Source organism: Saccharothrix sp. S26, assembly GCF_021390395.1.
Taxonomy (GTDB): Bacteria; Actinomycetota; Actinomycetes; order Mycobacteriales; family Pseudonocardiaceae; genus Actinosynnema.
Genome location: NZ_JAJUWT010000026.1, coordinates 139,300 through 156,921, shown reverse-complemented (window position 1 = coordinate 156,921; position 17,622 = coordinate 139,300). Strand labels below are relative to the sequence as shown.

At 67.7% G+C, this 17,622-nt stretch carries 15 protein-coding genes; 3 read left to right on the top strand and 12 right to left on the bottom strand.

Annotated features, from left to right (window positions below):
- Window positions 1-32: 32 nt before the first annotated feature.
- On the bottom strand, window positions 33-1,511 hold the full coding sequence (locus tag LZG04_RS34945; protein WP_233825298.1) for an ATP-binding protein: 1,479 nt from the start codon (window positions 1,509-1,511) through the stop codon (window positions 33-35).
- A 395-nt stretch (window positions 1,512-1,906) separates the two neighbouring features.
- Here LZG04_RS34945 and LZG04_RS34940 point away from each other — a divergent pair, with 395 nt between their 5' ends.
- Window positions 1,907-3,793: a DNA cytosine methyltransferase gene (locus tag LZG04_RS34940; protein ID WP_233825296.1), complete on the top strand. Its 1,887-nt coding sequence runs from the start codon at window positions 1,907-1,909 to the stop codon at window positions 3,791-3,793.
- A gap of 332 nt (window positions 3,794-4,125) precedes the next feature.
- Here the strand turns inward: LZG04_RS34940 and LZG04_RS34935 are convergent, their stop codons facing one another.
- The 10 genes from LZG04_RS34935 to LZG04_RS34890 all read right to left on the bottom strand — a co-directional run bounded on the left by LZG04_RS34935 (window position 4,126) and on the right by LZG04_RS34890 (window position 14,572).
- Window positions 4,126-4,869 carry a hypothetical protein gene (locus LZG04_RS34935; RefSeq protein ID WP_233825294.1) on the bottom strand — a complete coding sequence of 248 codons (744 nt, stop codon included), beginning with the start codon at window positions 4,867-4,869 and terminating at the stop codon, window positions 4,126-4,128.
- A gap of 463 nt (window positions 4,870-5,332) precedes the next feature.
- A complete protein-coding gene (locus LZG04_RS34930; protein ID WP_233825292.1) occupies window positions 5,333-6,469 on the bottom strand; it encodes a hypothetical protein in 1,137 nt (378 codons plus the stop codon).
- A 3-nt stretch (window positions 6,470-6,472) separates the two neighbouring features.
- A complete protein-coding gene (locus LZG04_RS34925) occupies window positions 6,473-7,381 on the bottom strand; it encodes a thiopeptide-type bacteriocin biosynthesis protein (protein WP_233825290.1) in 909 nt (302 codons plus the stop codon).
- Between the two features lie 41 nt (window positions 7,382-7,422).
- Entirely contained in the window at window positions 7,423-8,601 is a 1,179-nt protein-coding gene (locus tag LZG04_RS34920; RefSeq protein WP_233825288.1) for a lanthionine synthetase C family protein, read from the bottom strand.
- The gene (locus LZG04_RS34915; RefSeq protein WP_233825286.1) at window positions 8,598-11,693 is read right to left on the bottom strand and encodes a lantibiotic dehydratase; all 3,096 of its coding nucleotides are present in this window, start codon (window positions 11,691-11,693) and stop codon (window positions 8,598-8,600) included. The genes LZG04_RS34920 and LZG04_RS34915 overlap by 4 nt, the downstream gene beginning before the upstream one ends.
- Before the next feature lie 81 nt (window positions 11,694-11,774).
- Window positions 11,775-11,966, bottom strand: coding sequence for an FxLD family lanthipeptide (locus LZG04_RS34910; RefSeq protein WP_233825285.1), 192 nt, complete (start codon window positions 11,964-11,966; stop codon window positions 11,775-11,777).
- 5 nt (window positions 11,967-11,971) lie between these two features.
- Window positions 11,972-13,276: a methyltransferase, FxLD system gene (fxlM, locus tag LZG04_RS34905; protein ID WP_233825283.1), complete on the bottom strand. Its 1,305-nt coding sequence runs from the start codon at window positions 13,274-13,276 to the stop codon at window positions 11,972-11,974.
- Window positions 13,277-13,377: 101 nt separating this feature from the next.
- On the bottom strand, window positions 13,378-13,722 hold the full coding sequence (locus tag LZG04_RS34900) for a hypothetical protein (protein ID WP_233825281.1): 345 nt from the start codon (window positions 13,720-13,722) through the stop codon (window positions 13,378-13,380).
- Complete coding sequence (locus LZG04_RS34895) at window positions 13,715-14,014, bottom strand: hypothetical protein (RefSeq protein WP_233825279.1); 300 nt, start codon at window positions 14,012-14,014, stop codon at window positions 13,715-13,717. Before LZG04_RS34895 ends, LZG04_RS34900 begins: the two co-directional genes overlap by 8 nt.
- Before the next feature lie 3 nt (window positions 14,015-14,017).
- A complete protein-coding gene (locus tag LZG04_RS34890) occupies window positions 14,018-14,572 on the bottom strand; it encodes a DUF4254 domain-containing protein (protein ID WP_233825277.1) in 555 nt (184 codons plus the stop codon).
- A gap of 124 nt (window positions 14,573-14,696) precedes the next feature.
- Between LZG04_RS34890 and LZG04_RS34885 the strand changes: the two genes are divergently transcribed.
- Entirely contained in the window at window positions 14,697-16,052 is a 1,356-nt protein-coding gene (locus LZG04_RS34885) for an XRE family transcriptional regulator (RefSeq protein WP_233825275.1), read from the top strand.
- Window positions 16,049-16,927 carry a phosphotransferase family protein gene (locus LZG04_RS34880; protein WP_233825273.1) on the top strand — a complete coding sequence of 293 codons (879 nt, stop codon included), beginning with the start codon at window positions 16,049-16,051 and terminating at the stop codon, window positions 16,925-16,927. Before LZG04_RS34885 ends, LZG04_RS34880 begins: the two co-directional genes overlap by 4 nt.
- 260 nt (window positions 16,928-17,187) lie before the next feature.
- On the opposite strand, the gene LZG04_RS34875 is transcribed toward LZG04_RS34880, so the two are convergent.
- The gene (locus LZG04_RS34875) at window positions 17,188-17,598 is read right to left on the bottom strand and encodes a hypothetical protein (protein ID WP_233825264.1); all 411 of its coding nucleotides are present in this window, start codon (window positions 17,596-17,598) and stop codon (window positions 17,188-17,190) included.
- Window positions 17,599-17,622 lie beyond the last annotated feature (24 nt).

Sequence of the window (17,622 nt, the reverse complement as noted above, 5' to 3'; positions counted from 1 at the left end):
ACTTACGCGCAGTGACGGTCAATTCCGAGGAGTCACTCGTTCCAGAAGCCGTCCAGATGCTCGAACGGCCACATCTGCCGAATGCGTCTACGGGCTTCACCAGGGGTTTTGTCCTGTGAGACCAGTGCACCGTAGATGCGGCGCGCCACCTCGACGACCTCGTCGGCTGCCGCCTCGGCGAAGGGTTCTGGGTCGTCGATGGTGTCCGACTGGTGCATGACCCGCAGAGCGGCAACTGGCACGGTCTCCTCAAGAAGCCGAACCAGCGCACGCGCGTCGGCGCTGCTGTCCGCTCCACCACGCAGCACTTGGCGCACGAGGGGATGGTCCCGGTTAATCCGGCAGGTCAGCTGCCCGTTGTCACGAGACACGTTCCAGGCGTAGACGAAGTCCGCGCCTCGGGTGCGGGCTGTGACCCGCCCCCGATGGCGCAGCGTTTCCTCTGCGAGTCGGCATGCGGCCACACCGATTCTGCGCAGGTGGCCCCGGACCGCGATCGGTGGAACGACGGCGGACTTGCGGACATCGACGCTCCACTCAGCGTCGAGCTCGGCAGGCACGTCCACCGAGATCCGCACCAGGTTGTGTTTCTCCTGCCGTCGCAGCCCTGGCAGGTTGAGCCAGCTACCGGGCAGGATGAGCCGATTCCGCCGGTAGACGTAGAAGCCCTGCTGGTCGAGCCAGCCCCCAGGCCCACCTGCCTCCTTGAGGGCGGACTCGTCCAGTCGCTTCGGATGGGGCAGGACGAACGCCTCGACTCGGACCAGATGACCCGCGACAGGCAGTTCCTCCGCAGGCAACCGCTGCCCCGACGGGTGTCGACTGAGAAACGGGTCCCACGCTGACACCGGCGTCCCGTTGACCGACAACGCCAGTCTGCGCTGCCCCGTCATCAGCCGGGCGAAGACCATACCGAGGTGGCTCTCGATGCGATCTGTCTCGCCGTAGAACTGGCGCTGGCTCACCTGGTCAAGGACGGTCACCTCATCGGAGTCGAAGCGGTGCAGCCTGCGCCAGAGCACGATCGTGCCTTTCGACCTCCGATCTCGGAGGCGGTCAAGCACCACCTCGGTGGCCGGGTCGCTGCCGTACAGCAGACGCCATTCGCCGCTCTCGCGCACGGTAGCGAGATCCCAGGTGCGGGTCACCCAATCGCCATCGACCACCTTGGTGGTGACGGTGAGCTGGCGCGCCTGCGAGAAGGACGCGGTTTTGAGTCCCATGCCGAAGCGACCCAGGTCCTGCGCACTTCGTACCGTGTCCGGGCCCTTAATAGCCAGGGTCATGGCGGTAAGCAGCTCCGACGACGTCATTCCCGAGCCGTCGTCCGCCACTGCGATCCAGGACTCCGCACCTTCCCAGGTACACACGACCTCGACCGAGCGAGCCCGCGCGGCAACACTGTTATCGATTAGGTCCGCGATCGCGGCCTCGACGCTGTAGCCCAGCGAACTGAGCGACGCGATGGTGCCCGCAGGATCCGGGGTGACGATCTCGTAATCAGCAACCATCTCAGCCCGCCATCAGCCAGTGCACCCCACCTGCATCAACACCAACCCGGCCATACCACCAAGTCGGCCGACCCGATCTGGCTCCCTGTATGGAGGAAGCAGTGTAGGGACACCAAGCGGCCACTGTGCGAGATGTAGGTCAACAGGGGCCTGACCTGGCATTTAGGCTCAGGATGAGCTGCAGCCGACCAGATACGATGTAACCTAATCGTTACAATTACAGTATTCGCTGACCAGCGGAAACTGTCAGACCACGGCGCTAACGTGGCGACCGTTCCATCGGCCCGGTGACGAGTCCCGACACGACACCGGAGATCATGGAGGTGCTTGATCTGGGACGGCGCATGTGTTGTCCTGGTGCTCGTTGACGCAGAGGTTCGGGAAGGGTACGGCAGGTGTCCATCTACGGGGTCAAGCTGCAGCGCAGCGACGATCTACGGCTTGCCAACCATCCTGACGGCTGCACCGAGGACACCTTCGAAGGATGGTGCGAGCGCAGGCTCGCCGCGGGGCAACGACTGGCCGTTGACCTGTTCTCCGGCGCCGGAGGGCTGAGCCTCGGGCTGGAGGAGGCTGGCTGGACGGTCGCGGTTTCCGTCGACAACGACGAGAAGGCCCTACAGACCCACCGGCACAACTTCCCCGGCCTTGCGCTTGCCCGTGATCTCGGTGACCCTGAGCAGCGCCAAAGCCTCGTCGACCTGCTCAAGAAGACTGAGATCGACCTTCTCGCGGGCGGGCCTCCCTGCCAGCCGTTCAGCCGCGCCGGTCGCAGCAAGATCCGCAGCCTGGTCGTCGCCGGACACCGTGAAGAACACGACCACCGGCGTGAGCTGTGGCAGGCGTTCCTCGACGTGGCCTTGGCCGTCCGCCCAAGGGCGGTCCTGATGGAGAACGTCCCCGACATGGCTCTCGGCGACGACTTTGCCGTGGTGCGCACCATGGTCGACGCCTTCGAACGTGGCGGGTACTACACCGAGTTCAGGCTGGTCGACGCATGGAAGTACGGCGTTCCCCAGCACCGCAAGCGTCTCATCCTTCTCGCGCGTCGTGACATCGAGGACTTCCCGTGGCCAGCCGAGCAGCGTAAACAGCCGACGCTGCGCGACGCGATCGGTGACTTGCCAGACCTCGGCGACACCATTGGTGGTCGCGAGCTCGCCTACCGCAAGCCCCGACGCCTGTCCCCCTTCGCCGAGATGATGCGGGCCGGTGCGCGGGACGGCATCGTGTGGGACCACATGACACGGCCGGTACGCGAGGATGACCGCAAGATCTTCGACTACATGGACGCCACCACCCTGTACGCCGACATCCCCGTGGAGTACCAGCGCTACAAGGTCGATACGTTCGACGACAAGTACAAGAAGCTGGACTGGGACTCGGTGAGCCGCTCCATCACAGCGCACATCGCCAAGGACGGATACTGGTATATCCACCCCGAGCAACTACGTACTCTCACCGTACGTGAGGCGGCTCGAATCCAGACCTTTCCCGACCGGTTCCGTTTTGCTGGAACCCGCAGCGACGCGTTCCGCCAGATCGGTAACGCCGTACCTCCGCTGCTGGGGCGGGCCGCGGCAACCGCGCTCCTTCCGGTACCGGCGGACCAACATTCCGGTAAGCCGCATGGCGAGGCCTCACGCTGGGTGGAAGCTAGGCGTGCACTCACCGAGTGGGCCAAACAACAACAGCGCGGCCGCTACTGGCACGCGCTGCCAAGTCAGAGTGTTACACCGATTGTTGCGGCAGTTGCGGCAATCCTGACGAGTCGTTCCAACACCCCAAAGGGCACTGACCAGGCATTGGCCTTGATCCGGGGCCGAGAGCGTCTGACAAAAGCTGAGCTAGACCAAATGCAGGACGAACTTTCGACGCAGGCGGGCCGCCAACTGCTGGAACGGTTCCGGCCACTGCTGCCCAAACGCAAGCTCTGGACCGATCCGGACCAGCTCGTCGAGCAACTAGCCATGAAGGCAGCGGAGGAACGAACTTTCCGCCTGCTGGCGGGCGAAGACGTTCTCTTGGCCTCGCAAGCCACCCTCCGGGTCGCAGCACGCGTGGCCGGTAGCGAATCGGACAAGACCAACAGGATGAGCGACGGCAGGGGGGATCTCGCCCGGCTGGTCGGAGCCGGCCCTGACGCGCCGTTGCGAGCAGCCGCGCTCAGGCTGCTTGGAAGCACCGTGTGCAAGGCGCCTAGCACGCTGTGCGCCGACTGCCCGCTGCGTCAGCAGTGCATCGGCAGCTCCGGTCAGCCGACGGTTCAACCCCTCTTTTGATGGTGCAGCTCGCTTGGACCAGCACAGCGAACCGTCGATAGCCGAATCAGGCATTGACAGGTCGATACTGGCCGCCCTGCTCGGCGAGCTGACGGCGCACGCGATGATCACGCGTCGATCGGTGCGGTCACCGCGGAGGCTGAGAATTGGCGCCACTCGCCGAAAAGCTCGGAGCCGCCGCGATGACTTGAGACCACACCTCGACTTCGGTGTGGTGAGGCCGCTGGGTAGCATCCTTATTTCAGCCGATGGTCAACTGGCAATGCTTCCGGACCATCCTGATGGCCTACCCGTACGGCAAAACACAATATCACCCTTGCAGCAAGGGTGATCTACGGACGGAGACTTGGATCTCCGAATCCGGGCAGATAAAGTTGATTGGGATCATCTACGACAGCAGCATGATCACCCTCATCGAAATTTGTGTCACGAACAATCGAACCGACACCAAATCTATCCCGGCCAGCAAGGATCAAGTGCGCCAAGCGCACGAAGTTCTCGACAGAGCTACTGTAAACGAGAATGAGCTCTCTGCGAGATTCGTCGACGTCAAAACCGCAACCAGCTTCCACGACCAAGGGTTGCAAGACCTCCGCCCGACTTCGATTGGTCGCGAAGTAAACCACCGGGTAAGGGGACCAGGCATCCCGCAAATGGTGCCCCCTACAGCTTGCCGCAGTAATTAGACCCGCCGCCACAAGAGCATGTACCAAGCCGCTCACTCCAAGGTCGAGCCCCTCCAGCGGAGAAGACTCATCATCGACCAACTCCTGGAGACGCGGCCACTCAGGCCGTGAGTCAAATCGGTCTCGAACGTCATTGAGGGAGCCCGCCTCGACAGCATGAGCGAGAACTTCGTATTCACTTGGGTCCGCCACCAGCGATGACACCACATCAAGAATTTCCACTTCAAGCCGGAGCATCCCCATGGCGTCATCCACAGAAACATCCAAGATCGGCCATTTGTCACGAAAATAACCTATACCTTCATCTTCGAGATCTTCGGAGGTCGGGACCCAGAATTCTGCGTTGTCCGGCAGCGAAGACGTTATGCCTACGTCGAAGGTTGGGATCATGTTCACCTCACTTTTCGACGATCTTCGACCGGTCCCACCGAACTTGCAATACATCGTCTGGGTGGCGCGGCCGTGGCGGACACACCACAGGCGGCCGCCGAACTCGTCACGACTACCTGGTGGCGACTGCCGGGACGAACGCGTCTGCAGCCACCGGTGGGTCAGAGGCTGCGGGACCGAGCGCAAGGCCCTTGCCGTGCGGCTTCAAGCACAACGGCGCCGGTGACCCCGCTCCGGGACCTGTCAATATGGCGGCCCAACCCCAGGCCCAATAGGGCCATGGCAGCTACCTCGCCCCGTGCCCCTGCGAGTGGCCCTGGTTGAGCTTCCCCCCGACCGCCGCGGGCCTCAATGCCCGTAGCGGCGTCGCGGAGGCCACTGCCGACGCAGATAGGCGGTTGCTGATCGAGGGCAAGCGACTGCAGAAGACGTGAACAGTTCGATACCGCGGCGGCGTTCACGCTCACATGGCTGGACGCTTCTGCTGCGGTAGCGACATGCGCACCACCTTGGCCGCAGCCTGCGTCGAGCCGAGCAGGAACATCAGGAGGGTCTCCGGCAGCGCTCCTGCCCCTAAACCGGAGGAGACCAGCAGGTCTGAGAGCGCTTCGCGTTGCTCATTGGTCAAGTTCGCTTGTGTGTCGCGGTATCGGAGCACGTCGCGGGCGGCGTATCCGTCGCCAGCCTTGATCACTTCGTCGGACACCTGAGTAAGGACGGCGTCGGCCGCCTCGGGATCGGTGGCGCTGGCGAGTGTGGTCACGGTCAGTCCGAGCTGGGCGCGGAAGGCCGCGTAGCCGGGCATCGGCTCTTGCCCGAGGAAGTGTCCGATCATCGTGTAGATGTCCCGGCGTGCAGGCACACCGGCCGCGTCGCTGCACATCACCTTCAGGCAGGAGGAGACCTGGAGTTCCCACGGCTGCACTGGCCTGCTTTCCGCCAGCGCCGCGTTGGCCTCCGCACCTGCTCCCTTCAGGCAGTGGGCCACGATCGTGGCCTGCCGTCCCTCCATGAGGTGCAGCCCGACTCCTCGGTGGGCTTGCGCGTGGGCGACCGCATCGTCCCAGCGTCCGGCGAGGGTCAGCGCGCGGATACCATCCCCGACGAGGTGTAGCCATACCCATTCGCGCAGCTTGTGGTGTTCCTGGCGGGTGCCGGTGAGGTCGGTCAGCGGCAAGGTCTGTCCGTCGACGTCCAGGTCTGCCTTGGACATGACGGCGCGGTGCATCGCCGTCAGCAGGTGCAGCGCCTGTTCTCCGTCGCTGGCGCGGATCTGGAGTCGGGCAAGGTTGAGGACGGGTTCGAGCATGTACCTGGCCTGGAGCACGGTGAGCGGGCGGTCGGCGGCGACGCGGTAGAGGTCGATGTGTTGCCAGCACAGGTCGCGGGCCAGGCTCGGCACGCCGCAGTCGCTGGCGATCAGCGCGGCCTTGTTCAGGGCATGCGCTCCTTCGGCCAGACCGTCGGTGCCCGCTTGTCCCGCTTTGTGGGCGATGTCGGCGACCTCCTGGACTCGGCGCACGAGTGAGGGACAGGTGGGGCGGGGCCTGCCGAGGAGCGGGAAGCGGCGGGCGGCGGCGACCAGTGTCGTGGGGTCCATGGGTCAGCTCCGGGGCAGCAGGGCCGTGGTCGCCGCACGGGCGAGGATGCCCTGGCTAGCGGCCGACAGGCCGAACCGGTTCCAGTGGAAGATCAGTACGTGGGTGAGGATCGCGCGGACTCCGCGGTCGAGGCGTCCTTGCGCGGCGGCGTCGCCGAGCCGGCGGCCGGCGTTCTGGAACGCGGCGAGCCAGGGCGCCGCGTGCTCAACCGCTCCACCGGAAGTGAACAGCTCGCTGGTCGGCAGGTCGGGGATCGACAACAGGACGCGGACGTTGGCGACCAGTTGCTCGATCCGTGCGGCGTCCGCGTCGGCGGGTGCGGGTCGGAACCGGGCGACCCTGTCGAAGACGTCGCCGCACTCGAACACGTCGAGTCCGGCGGCGCGCAGGAGGCCGCTGAGCAGCAGGATCGACAGTTCGCGGCGGCCGAGGCCCGGGGCGTCGTGGCCCAGGTAGTCGAGCACACCGCGGGTGTCGGCGCAGAACAGGTCGTGGACGGCGTCCATCCCGGAGGGGCCGCCGAAGGCGGCGGTCTCCGGTTCGTACACCGTCGGCCACCACCGCGCGATGACCCCTGCCGCAGTCATCTCGTCGAGCACGTGGTCGACAGCTGCGGTGTCCGCACCGTGCAGACGCAGCCGCCAGCAGGGATGTTTGCGCAGAAACCACCACCCGCCCACCGCCCCAGCGGCCTGGAGGTGATCCAGGAGCGGCCCGAGTTGCGCCGCACCTACAGCCTCGGCAGTGGACCAGTCGGGGAACTCGACGCGCACCTGGTACCAGTCGTGTTCTGCATGTCGTTCCAGCGCCGCGAGGCCCGCAGCCTGGTAGACGTACACGGCTTCGTCGAGGTCGGCGCGGTCCAGGCCGCTGTTCGCCGCAACGGTCTTCGGGTCGGTGCCCGCGAGCACGGCGAGCACGCTAGCGGCGAGTTCGTGTGGGGACGTTGTGGTCAGGTGATCAGCAGACATGCGTCCCATCCCGTGTGCGGTGGCTCAGCGTGCTGGGTGGTTTCCAGCGCCAGTCCCACTCCGGCGCCTCCGGTCAGCAGTCCGCCCTCGTCCGTCTGGTCGCCGAGCAATCGGGCGTGCCGGGCGAGCTGGGTGGCCAGTGCCGGGAGGCGTCGGCCGATGGCGGGGTTCCGCGCGTCGCGGGCGGCCCGGTAGGCGGTCTGATAGACCCCGGCGATGCCGTGGCACAGGCCCGGTTCGGTGATCCGGTCGAGCTGCGTATCGGTCAGGCTCGCGGCTAAGGCGTCCTCGGCGGCTTCCTGGCGTCGCGGGTCGTCGGTGGCGATGGCGGCGAGTTGTTGAGCGCGGGCGATGCCGACCGTGCCGTAGCACCAGGACGGTCGGCCCGGTCCGGGTTGGGCGGGACGGCCGGTGCGCAGTTCTTCGCGGGTGATCCACTGTGGCCACCACGGTCCGTCCGCCGAGTCCTGCTGCCACCGGTCGAACCAGTCGTTCAGGACGGCGATCGCCTCGTGTTGGCCGTCGACCACGCAGCCGTGGGTGGTGGCGAGGGCGAGCAGGGCGAGCAGCCCGGCCGCGCCGTGCGCCATCCCGAAGTTCGCGTGCCCGCCGGGGGTCGGCAGGATCTCGTCCGGGTCATGGGCCACCCACCACCCCGGCAGTGCGACGCCGTCTTGGTGGCGCGGCCCGGTCAGTGCGACTACATACCGCAGGATCCCGGCGAGGACGTCGCTTCCGGGGTTGTGGCGCATCAGCAACGCACCGATTCCGGTCAGCCCGTAGAAGAGGTCGAACTCGGCGAACGTGGTGGCCTCGCCGCGCTCGATCCTGCCCGCGGCGGTCGCCAGACGCCGATGAGCCAGGCGCAGCACGTGCTCGTCCAGCGCCTCGCAGGCCGCGCGGTAACGAGGATGCCTGTCGGAGGCGGTGTGCAGCATGAACGCGATCGCCGGTGCCCCGTAGTACAGGCCGGCGTGTTCGGCGGCGTCGATCGGCCCGCCCGTCGCTTGCCGGATGTGGGACCGGGCGGTTTCCCAGCTTCCGGAGCCGGTCCAGGCTCGCTCGATGTGCAGCAGCGCCGTCCCGGCCGCGCCTCGGGCCAGGGATTGACCGGCCGCTTCGTCGGCGGTGAGCGTGACCGCGCCGGGGTCGGAGTTCATCGGGCACCGGCCAGGGCGAGGCGGCGCAGCGCGGCGGCGCGGGCGAGGCGGCCGGTCTCCTTCTCGAACGTCGGATCGACGCCGACGGCACGGACGTGGTGCTCGTGCAGCAGTGTGCGCAGCACGGTGCCCGGATCGCGTTGTTGCTGCGTGAGAGCGTGGTGGTAGGTGGTCAGCGTGGTGTCGCGGGCAGTCCAGGCCGCAGCGACCGCCTCACCGCCCGGCAGGGCGCGGACGGCTCGATATCCGTCGTCAGGGTCGGCCAGATCGAGCGCGTGGTCGCGCAATGTCCGGTCCAGCGGGCCGTGTTCCCTGCGCAGGCATCCGACGAGCGCCCGGTACCCGGTTTGCGGGTCGGGGGCGAAGGACGCGGCCAGGTGTGCCATCGACGCGGCGGCCAGTGCCTGGGTGGGAATCCCGGATGCCCGGGTGGTCGTGATCTGTGCGATGGCGGCCGCGGTGTCGGCGGTGAACATGTCCTCGGCGGCGGCCAGCGCCGGGCCTTCGCCGTAGCGAGCGAGATGCTGCGGGTGGGCGGCGAGGGTGAGCTGGCACGGAAGATTTCGCGCGTGCAGGTCGGCCGCAAAGGCGGCCACTCTGGCGGCGACCGGCCCGTAGTGTTCGGGGTTGGTCAGGCGCAGCAACACGGCCAGGTGCTGATCGGATTCGGGTCGGATCATGTCGCGGTGCCGTCGTATCCACCACGGCCCGACCAGACCGTCGAGGCTGTCGACGAACGCGGGCAGGTGGCCGGTGAGGATCTCGTCGAACCGCGCGGGGTTGCCCACCAACTGCGCGTGCACGATGGCGGAGCCACCCGGTCGAAGGACCTCACCGGAGGCCGCAGTTGTTGGAAGCGGCCGTGAGGACGGCGTGGTCGCGGTCATCGGGATCAGCAACTCAGCCGGACGTCCGATCCAGCCGTTGCCGTCGGGTGGGCCGTCTTCTTGCAGCTCGATCCGCTCGGTCCGCTCCACCTGAGCCCGAAGTAAGGCGCGGTCCAGTTCCTGATCGAGGTCGAGCGGCAGGCGCAGTTCGCCGTGGCACAGCACGACCCGTGCCGGTACCCGCCACCGGTGCCGCCAGGAACGCAGCGAGTCCTTCTGCCAGCCGGATAAGTCTGGATCGCTGAGGATCCAGCGGGCAGCGGAGAGCACCGTGCGCCGATACCGGATGCGGGGCACGTAGGGCAGGGTGCGGGCGGCGCCGAGATCGAATCCTCGGAATACCGCGTTGCGCGCGTCGGCGACCTCGGCGAGGAACCGGGCCAGTGGCGGAGTCTGGACGGTGGTGTCCAGGGCGTGCGGAATCCGGGGGATCACCCGTCGGCCGGTGGAACGCTGGACCAGGTACATCTGTTCGGCGTCGGCTGTGACCGCTAGGTCGTCCACGTTGATCACGCCGAGATGCGGGTGTGCCGGGTCGGGATGTTCCGAGAGTGGTACGACGTCCGGGAGTAGCGGCTGGACGCGCACCACGTTCTCGTTGTGCGGGCGGCGTGGTGGAAACGACAACTGCACCGCAACCGTCCCGTCCTGCGTTGAGTTCTCGGGTTCTGCGGCGTAGGTCGCGGCCAGCCGTGCGCGGTCGGCGTCGTCGAGCAGGTGGGCGAACCGTGCAGCCATGCTGGTGGGGATGCGCGGTGCGGCGGTAACTCGAAGTTGAAAATCACCTCGGTCGATCGCCTGGGTCGAGGTGGCGTACAACGCGACACCGAGTTCGACACGCTGCGGCGCGGTGATGTCGGCGTGCTCCCCGACGGTCAACGCCTCGATGTCCGTGTCGGTCAGCGTGATCTCCTCGGCACCGTCCACCGTGGCCTGCTGAATCAACGCCATGAGGGCGGCGTCGCGTTCGGTCAGCATCCGCCAAGCGGGCCTGGCGCGTGGCGCACCGAGGTACCCGGCCGGGTAGCCGAGCCCAGAGTCGGCAATCAACTCCCGCACCGGCACCAGCGCACCGGGACCGTAATGAGCACGGAACCGGGCGTGGTAGTCCAGCCAGGCCGCCGAACCGAACGGCTGAGTGCTTACCCGCAGCAGAACACCGGCGGCGACCGTCGCCTCGGTCAGCACCCGTTCGGGAACGGTGATCATCGCGTCCAGCCGCACGTCGGCGGCAAAGACATGGCCGGCATCCGGGACCACGGCGGTCATCTGCGTGCCGAGGGCCTTCCGGATCTCGATGGTCCGCATAGGGTCGGTGGTGCTGTTGTGATGGGCTAGGCGGGTACTGATGCCGTCGAGTTCACGCATCAGCCCGGCAACGTCGGGCAGGTCATCTCCGCCGGCCACACGTAGCGCGCGGACCAGGTGGGACAAGGCGTCAACGGTCGTCATCGGAGGGCGAAGGCTTGTGATCAACAGGCCGCCGTCGACCAGGCCGTGCAGTAGTGCATGGATCTTGTCCGGGGAGGCGGACGGGAACCGGGCGGTCATCTCGGCGGCGAGCGCGTCGAACTGAATCGGCGAGCCTGCTGCGGTCAGTGCGAACTGCACGGGCCGGTTGAGCCGTACCGAGGACTCCCGGAGCGGTCCTGGGGTGGAGGCACCGACCTCAGCCCGGCGGTGCACGATGACGCGGCCGTCGCGCACGATCCTCGCGTTGTCGGCCATGACCGTCAGCTGCGGGCGCAGGCCAGGATGCCGTTCGAGCCGGTCGATCAGCGTTGTAACCCACTCGGCGTCCGCGCGTAGCACGGCCCGGTGCCTGCCGCCTACCTCGGCCGTCGCGGGTCCGATGGCGGCGGCGGTGATTCCGGCGAACAGCCCGAACGGGGTCGCGCGCCGCTGCCAGCGCAGCAGGTAGGACGCCACGGAGACGATGGCGCGGCGCAATTCCTTCACCGGGTGTGGCCCGGCACCCGTGTCGAGGAGTTGGTCGAGGCGGGCACAGAGGACCGGACTGGCCAGGTGCAGTGCCTCGCGTACCTCTCGGCGCGCCCACACCTTCGTCAACCATGTCCGGCCCTCCTGCTCGACCGCGGCGGGGTCGGACAGGTCCAGGTGTGTCGGAGGGTCGAGGTCGCCGGGGTCTGTGGTGGCACGGACCAGGACGAGGCCGGTGTGCCGGTAGCGGGTGGACACGGTCATGGTGATCGGCTCTCCTCGCCCGGTCGGCTGGCCGCCGCCGTCGGCGCCCGAGGGTTCGGGCGCCGACGGCAGAGGGCTGGGTCAGAACGGGTCGTTGGAGCCGGTGCTGCACGCGCTGGTGCCGCAGGTGTTGCCGCAGCCGTCGCTCGTGTCGCACATCATGATCACGAGCTGGGTGGTGCTCTCCACGACGCGCATGTCGAGCTCGAACTCCGCGTCGTCGACGGCGGAATCCTCAAGGTCCGGGCTGTCGACGGTCAGCGTTGGCGACATCGGGTTCACTCCTCATCTTCGGTGGTGTGCAGGGCATCCGGGCCGGCTGCGGTGTTCGCCGCCTGCGGCCAGGAGATCGTGACCAGGCCGTGTGTCTTCTCCAGCACCGCCGCGCCCTCGTCGATCCGGGTGCGGTCACTACCGGTCGGCCAGTAGGCGAACGTGGGTGCCACGTCACGGGACTGGCGGTCCCACGCCTGGATCTGTTCGACCATCGCGGTGGCGGCGGCCTGGCCGTGTGTTCCGTAGGCCCGCGCCCCGAACTCGACTCCGGCGCCGTCCAGCGCGGGGCGCACCGCCAGGTAGGCGAAGGAGTCACCGCGCACGACGCCGAAGGGGAACCAGCTCTTGCGTTCGGCGGCCAGTTCGGTGCCCTCGTCCACGGCCAGCTTGCAGAAGCCGGGCAGGAAGCCGGCGAACCACAGGTGCAGGTCGGCGAACGACACGCCGTGCTTGACGGTGACGCCGGACCAGACCTCGGTGCGCTCCGTGGCCAGGACATCGTCCAGGAGGCTCATGTCCTGCGGCACGTCGCCGTCGAAGCGGAGCTTGACGTTGTGGCCGTGCGCGTCGGGGAGCAGGAAGATTCGCTCGTCGTGCGCGCCCGATCCCTGCATCGGGACGAACCCGCACACCTCGGCCGAGGTGCTGACCAGGTGGTCGCCTTCGCGGCGGAACGCGATCGAGCGGGTGATGCCGTTCATCCGCAGCGGGACGACGATCGTGCCGTGCTCGGACAACTGGTCAAGCCAGGTCGGCGAGAGGTCCCACGCCCCGACCGTCACGAGGATCGCGTCGACCGGTTCGTGCAGTTCGGGCACAGGGTTCTCGGCGTCGGCCTGGACAACCGTGACCTGGCTGCCGTACCCGGTGGCGTCCAGCAGGACGCGGGCCCGGTCGGTCACCTCGGGGTCGATGTCCACGCTGACGACACGCCCGCGCGGACCGACGACCTCGGCCAGCAGCGCGGCGTTGTAGCCCCCGGATCCGATCTCCAACACGCTCATGTCGGGCCCGAGCCCGGCTTGCTCGATCATCCGCGCCTGGATGAATGGCGCGCTGGTCGAGGAGATGATCACGCCGTCCTGGTCGGTCTTGATAGCCACCGAGTCGGCGGCGTTGTAGGCCACCTCCAGGGGCGTGCCTTCGGGGACGAACAGGTGCCGAGGCACCGTGCGGAATGCCCGCTCCACGACCGGTGAGGTGATCATGCCGTCCGAGAGGAGCTTGTCCGTCAGGGCGTTGCGGATCTCGGTCGCCCTGTCGGAGTCGGTGGACGGGCCGGTGTTGTGGTCTCGCAGTGTGTTCACCTGGTCACCTTTTCAGAGGGTTCTGCTGCGCAAGTGCGGCTCGCGGAGGAGGTCATGCGACCGGAGGAACGCACCGCGTCGGGGGCGGCGCGTTCCTCCGGTCAGGAGGCCCCCAGCACGGCGACGGACGACCGCCGGTCGACTGCCGCGTGCCGACCGGTCGCGGCCGTGGGAGGGCCGTCGGTGACCAGGTGCTGGTGGGCGGTGGTCCACACCGTGCACGGTGATCTCCGTGCACGGAACTGGCCGGAGCACTGCCGACAGCGGCCGCGCCCGTCGAGTGCGTGCTGGTCGAGCAAAGCGCGCCATGCGGCGGTAAGACGGGCGATCTCGGAGTCGGCCAACGCCGCACGGCATCGGAGGTCGCCCTCGCCGACCAGGGCGTCGAGGTAGTCGAGGTGGTCGAACACGGCCTTGTGCATGGCCGTGAGCGGTGCTTCAGCCATTCGAGACCTCCTCGGTGGGCCAGGGCTGTTGCTTCGTGGTGGCTGGTGGCCACAGCCGCAGGTGGAGGTCGACCGGCACCAGGTCGGCGAGCCGGACTCCGGCGGCGATCACCAGGTGCGCCGCGTCGTGGAATGGGGGACACGGCCACGACCGAGCGGAGCAGATCGGGCAGACGAGCTGTTGACCAGTTGAGGGGAGGTGGGTGGTGAGTTCGTCGATGGCCGTCGCGACGCGGCCGACGGGGCTGTCGACTGCCACGACGACGGCGACGACATCGCGTGTCCCGTCCACGTCTCATGCCGCCACGTGGCCGGTGAGCGCCTGGTAGATCGGCAGTCGGCGACGGCCGCCCAGCAGGTCGGTCGCCAGGTCGTCGTAGCCGATGCACAGCTCTCCCAGCCGGTGCAGCGCGAGCTTCGCCGGATCACGCGCGGCCGGGTTGTCGTCCTCGGCCAGCAGTCGGGACCGGACCCACGCCGCGGCCAAGCGGTCAACCAACTGCCCCAGGCTCTCGGTGTGCAGCAGCCGCGCGCTGGATTCGTCGAACTGCCTTCCCGCCCAGGCGTCAATCCGCTCGACCAGCACCGATCGGGTGACATCGTGGTCGTAAATCGCACGGAGGGCCGCCGCGGCCACGTGGTCGTCGCCGCGCGGGTCGCTGATGATCTGCTGGGCCTCGGCGCGTGTCCGATTCTCGGTACCCAGGTCTGCCGCCAAGGCCAGCACCGGGTGCAGGCCGTTGACCTCATGAGGACTGCTGAAGGAGCGAACCACCAGCGACGCACGCGGGATGACGCCGGCTGCGGCGGTGTTCGCCGTTCCACCCTGCTCAAGCGCGGTCTCCGTCATGCCACCAACCGTGCCCGCGATCCGCATTGCTGCGGACACCAGGAACCGGGGATGTCAAGGGGAGGATTCGGGGAGGGTTGCAATCCTCCCCATTCGCGGAGCAGTACCCGTTTCGTCACGTTGCGTGTCACGATGGCCCTGGTCACACCCATGGGAGGCCGGACCAGTGCCCACGGCAAACGATCAGCTGCGGCAGGCGCGGGAACGCACCGCCTCGCCTGCACAGCCCGGCGAGTGCCTGTCCCGGCAAGAGCTTGCCGACCTGGTCAACGCCTACATCTGGCGTCATTACGAGCGGAAGGTCGAGCTCGACGCCAACTACCTGGGCAAGCTCGAACGCGGCGACATCCGTTGGCCCGGAGCGCTGTACCGCGAGGCACTGCGCGTCACCCTGGGTGCTTCCAGTGACGCCGCGCTGGGCTTCAGCAACCGCCGCCGCACGGTGGTAAAGCTGGCGACCGTGGACCGAAAGCAATTCCTGCGCACCGCCGCCCTCGGCGTCGGCACCCTCGCGCTCGCCCCGGTCGCAGCCCTGCTGGAGGACACCCAGCCGACTGCGGCTCCCGCCCGCATCGGGCAGACCGAGATCGAGCAGATCCACACCGCGGCACGCGTGTTCGCCGGGTGGGACCACACCTACGGCGGCGGCCTGGCCCGCGAAGCCGTTCTTGCCCAACTCCGGTTCTCCGCCGACCTGCTGGAAGCCAGCTACCCGGCCAGACTGCGAGGCCCTCTTCACAGCGTCGTGGGCTATCTCGCCCACACCTGCGCCTTCATGGCCTTCGACGCCTACGCCCACGACGACGCCCGCCGCGTGTTCCAGTTCGGCTTGGCCTGCGCCGAGGAGGCGCAGGACTGGCACCTACGTGCCAAGATCCTGTCCTCGATGGCCCGGCAGGCGATCTGGGTCGGCAAGCCCGACGAGGGCCTGACGTTGACCGAGCACGCGTTGGTCCGCTCCGACCGGCTCACGGCGACCGAGCGGGCGATGCTGCACACCGCCCACGCCCGAGCCTTGGCGAAGATGGGCCGCGTCCGGGAAACGCTGATCGCGGTCGGCACCGCCGATGACCACTTCGCCCACCGCAACCCGGCCAACGACGCGTCGTGGATGGGCTACTACGACGCCGCCCAACACGCGGGCGACACCGGCCACGCCTTGTTCGATCTGGCCGTCCAGGGCCGCTCCCCCGCAGAAGCCACGGCACGGTTCTCCACGGCCGTCGCCGGACACACCGCCGCCTACGCCCGGTCACGCACAATGTCGCAGATCAAGCTGGCCTCGCTGACGATGGCCACCGGTGACCCGCGCGAAGCCGCAGTGATCGGCTCCGCGGCACTGGACGCCGCCGGCGCCATCCGATCCAACCGCGCCGTCGACGACCTACGCGAGCTGGCACGTCACGGTCAGCGGCACCGCGCGATACCCGAAGTGGAGGCCCTCCGGCACCGCATCACGACCCTGGTGCTGGCCACGTGAGTGCCGAACACCTCGCCGTGCTGGCCGAAGCCTGCGCACAGGTCGGGATCGACTCCAGCGGCGCGGAGCCGATCCGGCTGGGCGAGAACGCCTTGTTCCGGCTGCCCGGCGACGTGGTGGCACGCATAACCCGTCCCGGACAGCTCGCCGCCGCCACCCGCGAAGTCCTCATCGCCCAATGGCTGGCCGAGCACGACGTTCCTGCCGTTCGAGCGCTGAAGGACATCGGGCAGCCCGTGCAGGTCGGTGACAGGGCGGTGACCTTCTGGGAGGAGCTTCCTCCTCACCGCCACGGCACTCCGGCCGAGGTCGCCACAGCGATCCGCCGACTCCACGATCTACCTATCCCGAACGACGTTCCCTTCGCCGCCCTCGATCCCTTCGTCCGGCTGAGCGAGCGCATCGACGCCGCCCGAACCCTCACTGGCACGGACCTAAACTGGCTTCGCGAACGCCTGGCTTCACTACAGGCCCGCTACGCCGAACTCCCCGCCGGACTGCCGCACTGCGTGGTTCACGGTGACGCTTGGGTCGGCAACGTCGTAGCGACCGACGACGGCCAAGTGGTCCTGCTCGACCTCGAACGCTGCTCCGTCGGCCCTCCCGAGTGGGATCTCGTCAGCACCGCCATCAAGCACACCAGCTTCAACTGGATCACCGCCGAGGACTACCGCGACTTCTGCGACCGCTACGGCTACGACGTCACCGACTGGTCCGGCTTCGAACTGCTCCGCGACATCCGCGAACTACGCATGGCGTCCTACGTCGCTCAACGCGCCGCCGAAAGCCCCGACGCTCGCGCAGAGGCCACCCTCCGTGTCGCCTGCCTCCGCGGGCATGCAATACGACCTTGGCAGTGGACTCCAGCGCTATGAACCAGGCCGACCAAGTCGGTGGTCGAGCAGGGCGGTAGTCGGGCAACCCTCGTGAATATGAGCGTGGAGAGCGCGCCCGGCCTCACCACGTCCAAGGTCAGCCACGTAGCCACGACGTAGTGCAGCAGGACGTAGAACGTCGAGGGCAGTACCAGGGCAGACAGGCGGGTACGGGTGGCCCACAACGGCAGGACAGGAGAAGCAGTGGCTATGGTCCGGCATCCTGCTAACCGGCATCCCGCCGCGATCGGGTGACCCGATCAGTCGGCCGCCTTCTCCGGCACCGGGAACAGTACGAGCGCCAGTACCAGCGGACCGCCACCGGCGACGACGCCGCTGACGAGAATCACGAGCGGGTTCCAGTTGCCCAGGTACAGGGGCGTGGTGAGCGCGCCCAGCACCATGAGGATCACGGCCAGCGCGAGCACACTCCGCCGCAGCGCATTCCGTCGGCGAAGGTCGGCCGCGCGCACGTTCAGCCAGGTTGAGTACACCGCTGTCAAGTGCATGACGACCGGCAGTGCATACAACGGCACCGCTGACACATGCAGCGCCGCGTGGGCCCGACCGATGCCGACTGTAGCGAGGATTCCCGAGGTAACGACCACAACGCCCACCAAGAGCAGTTGATACCAGGGCGCGTCGACTGCCGGTGCAGGCCGTTCGGTCATTCTCTAAGCGTAGCGGCTTGTTTA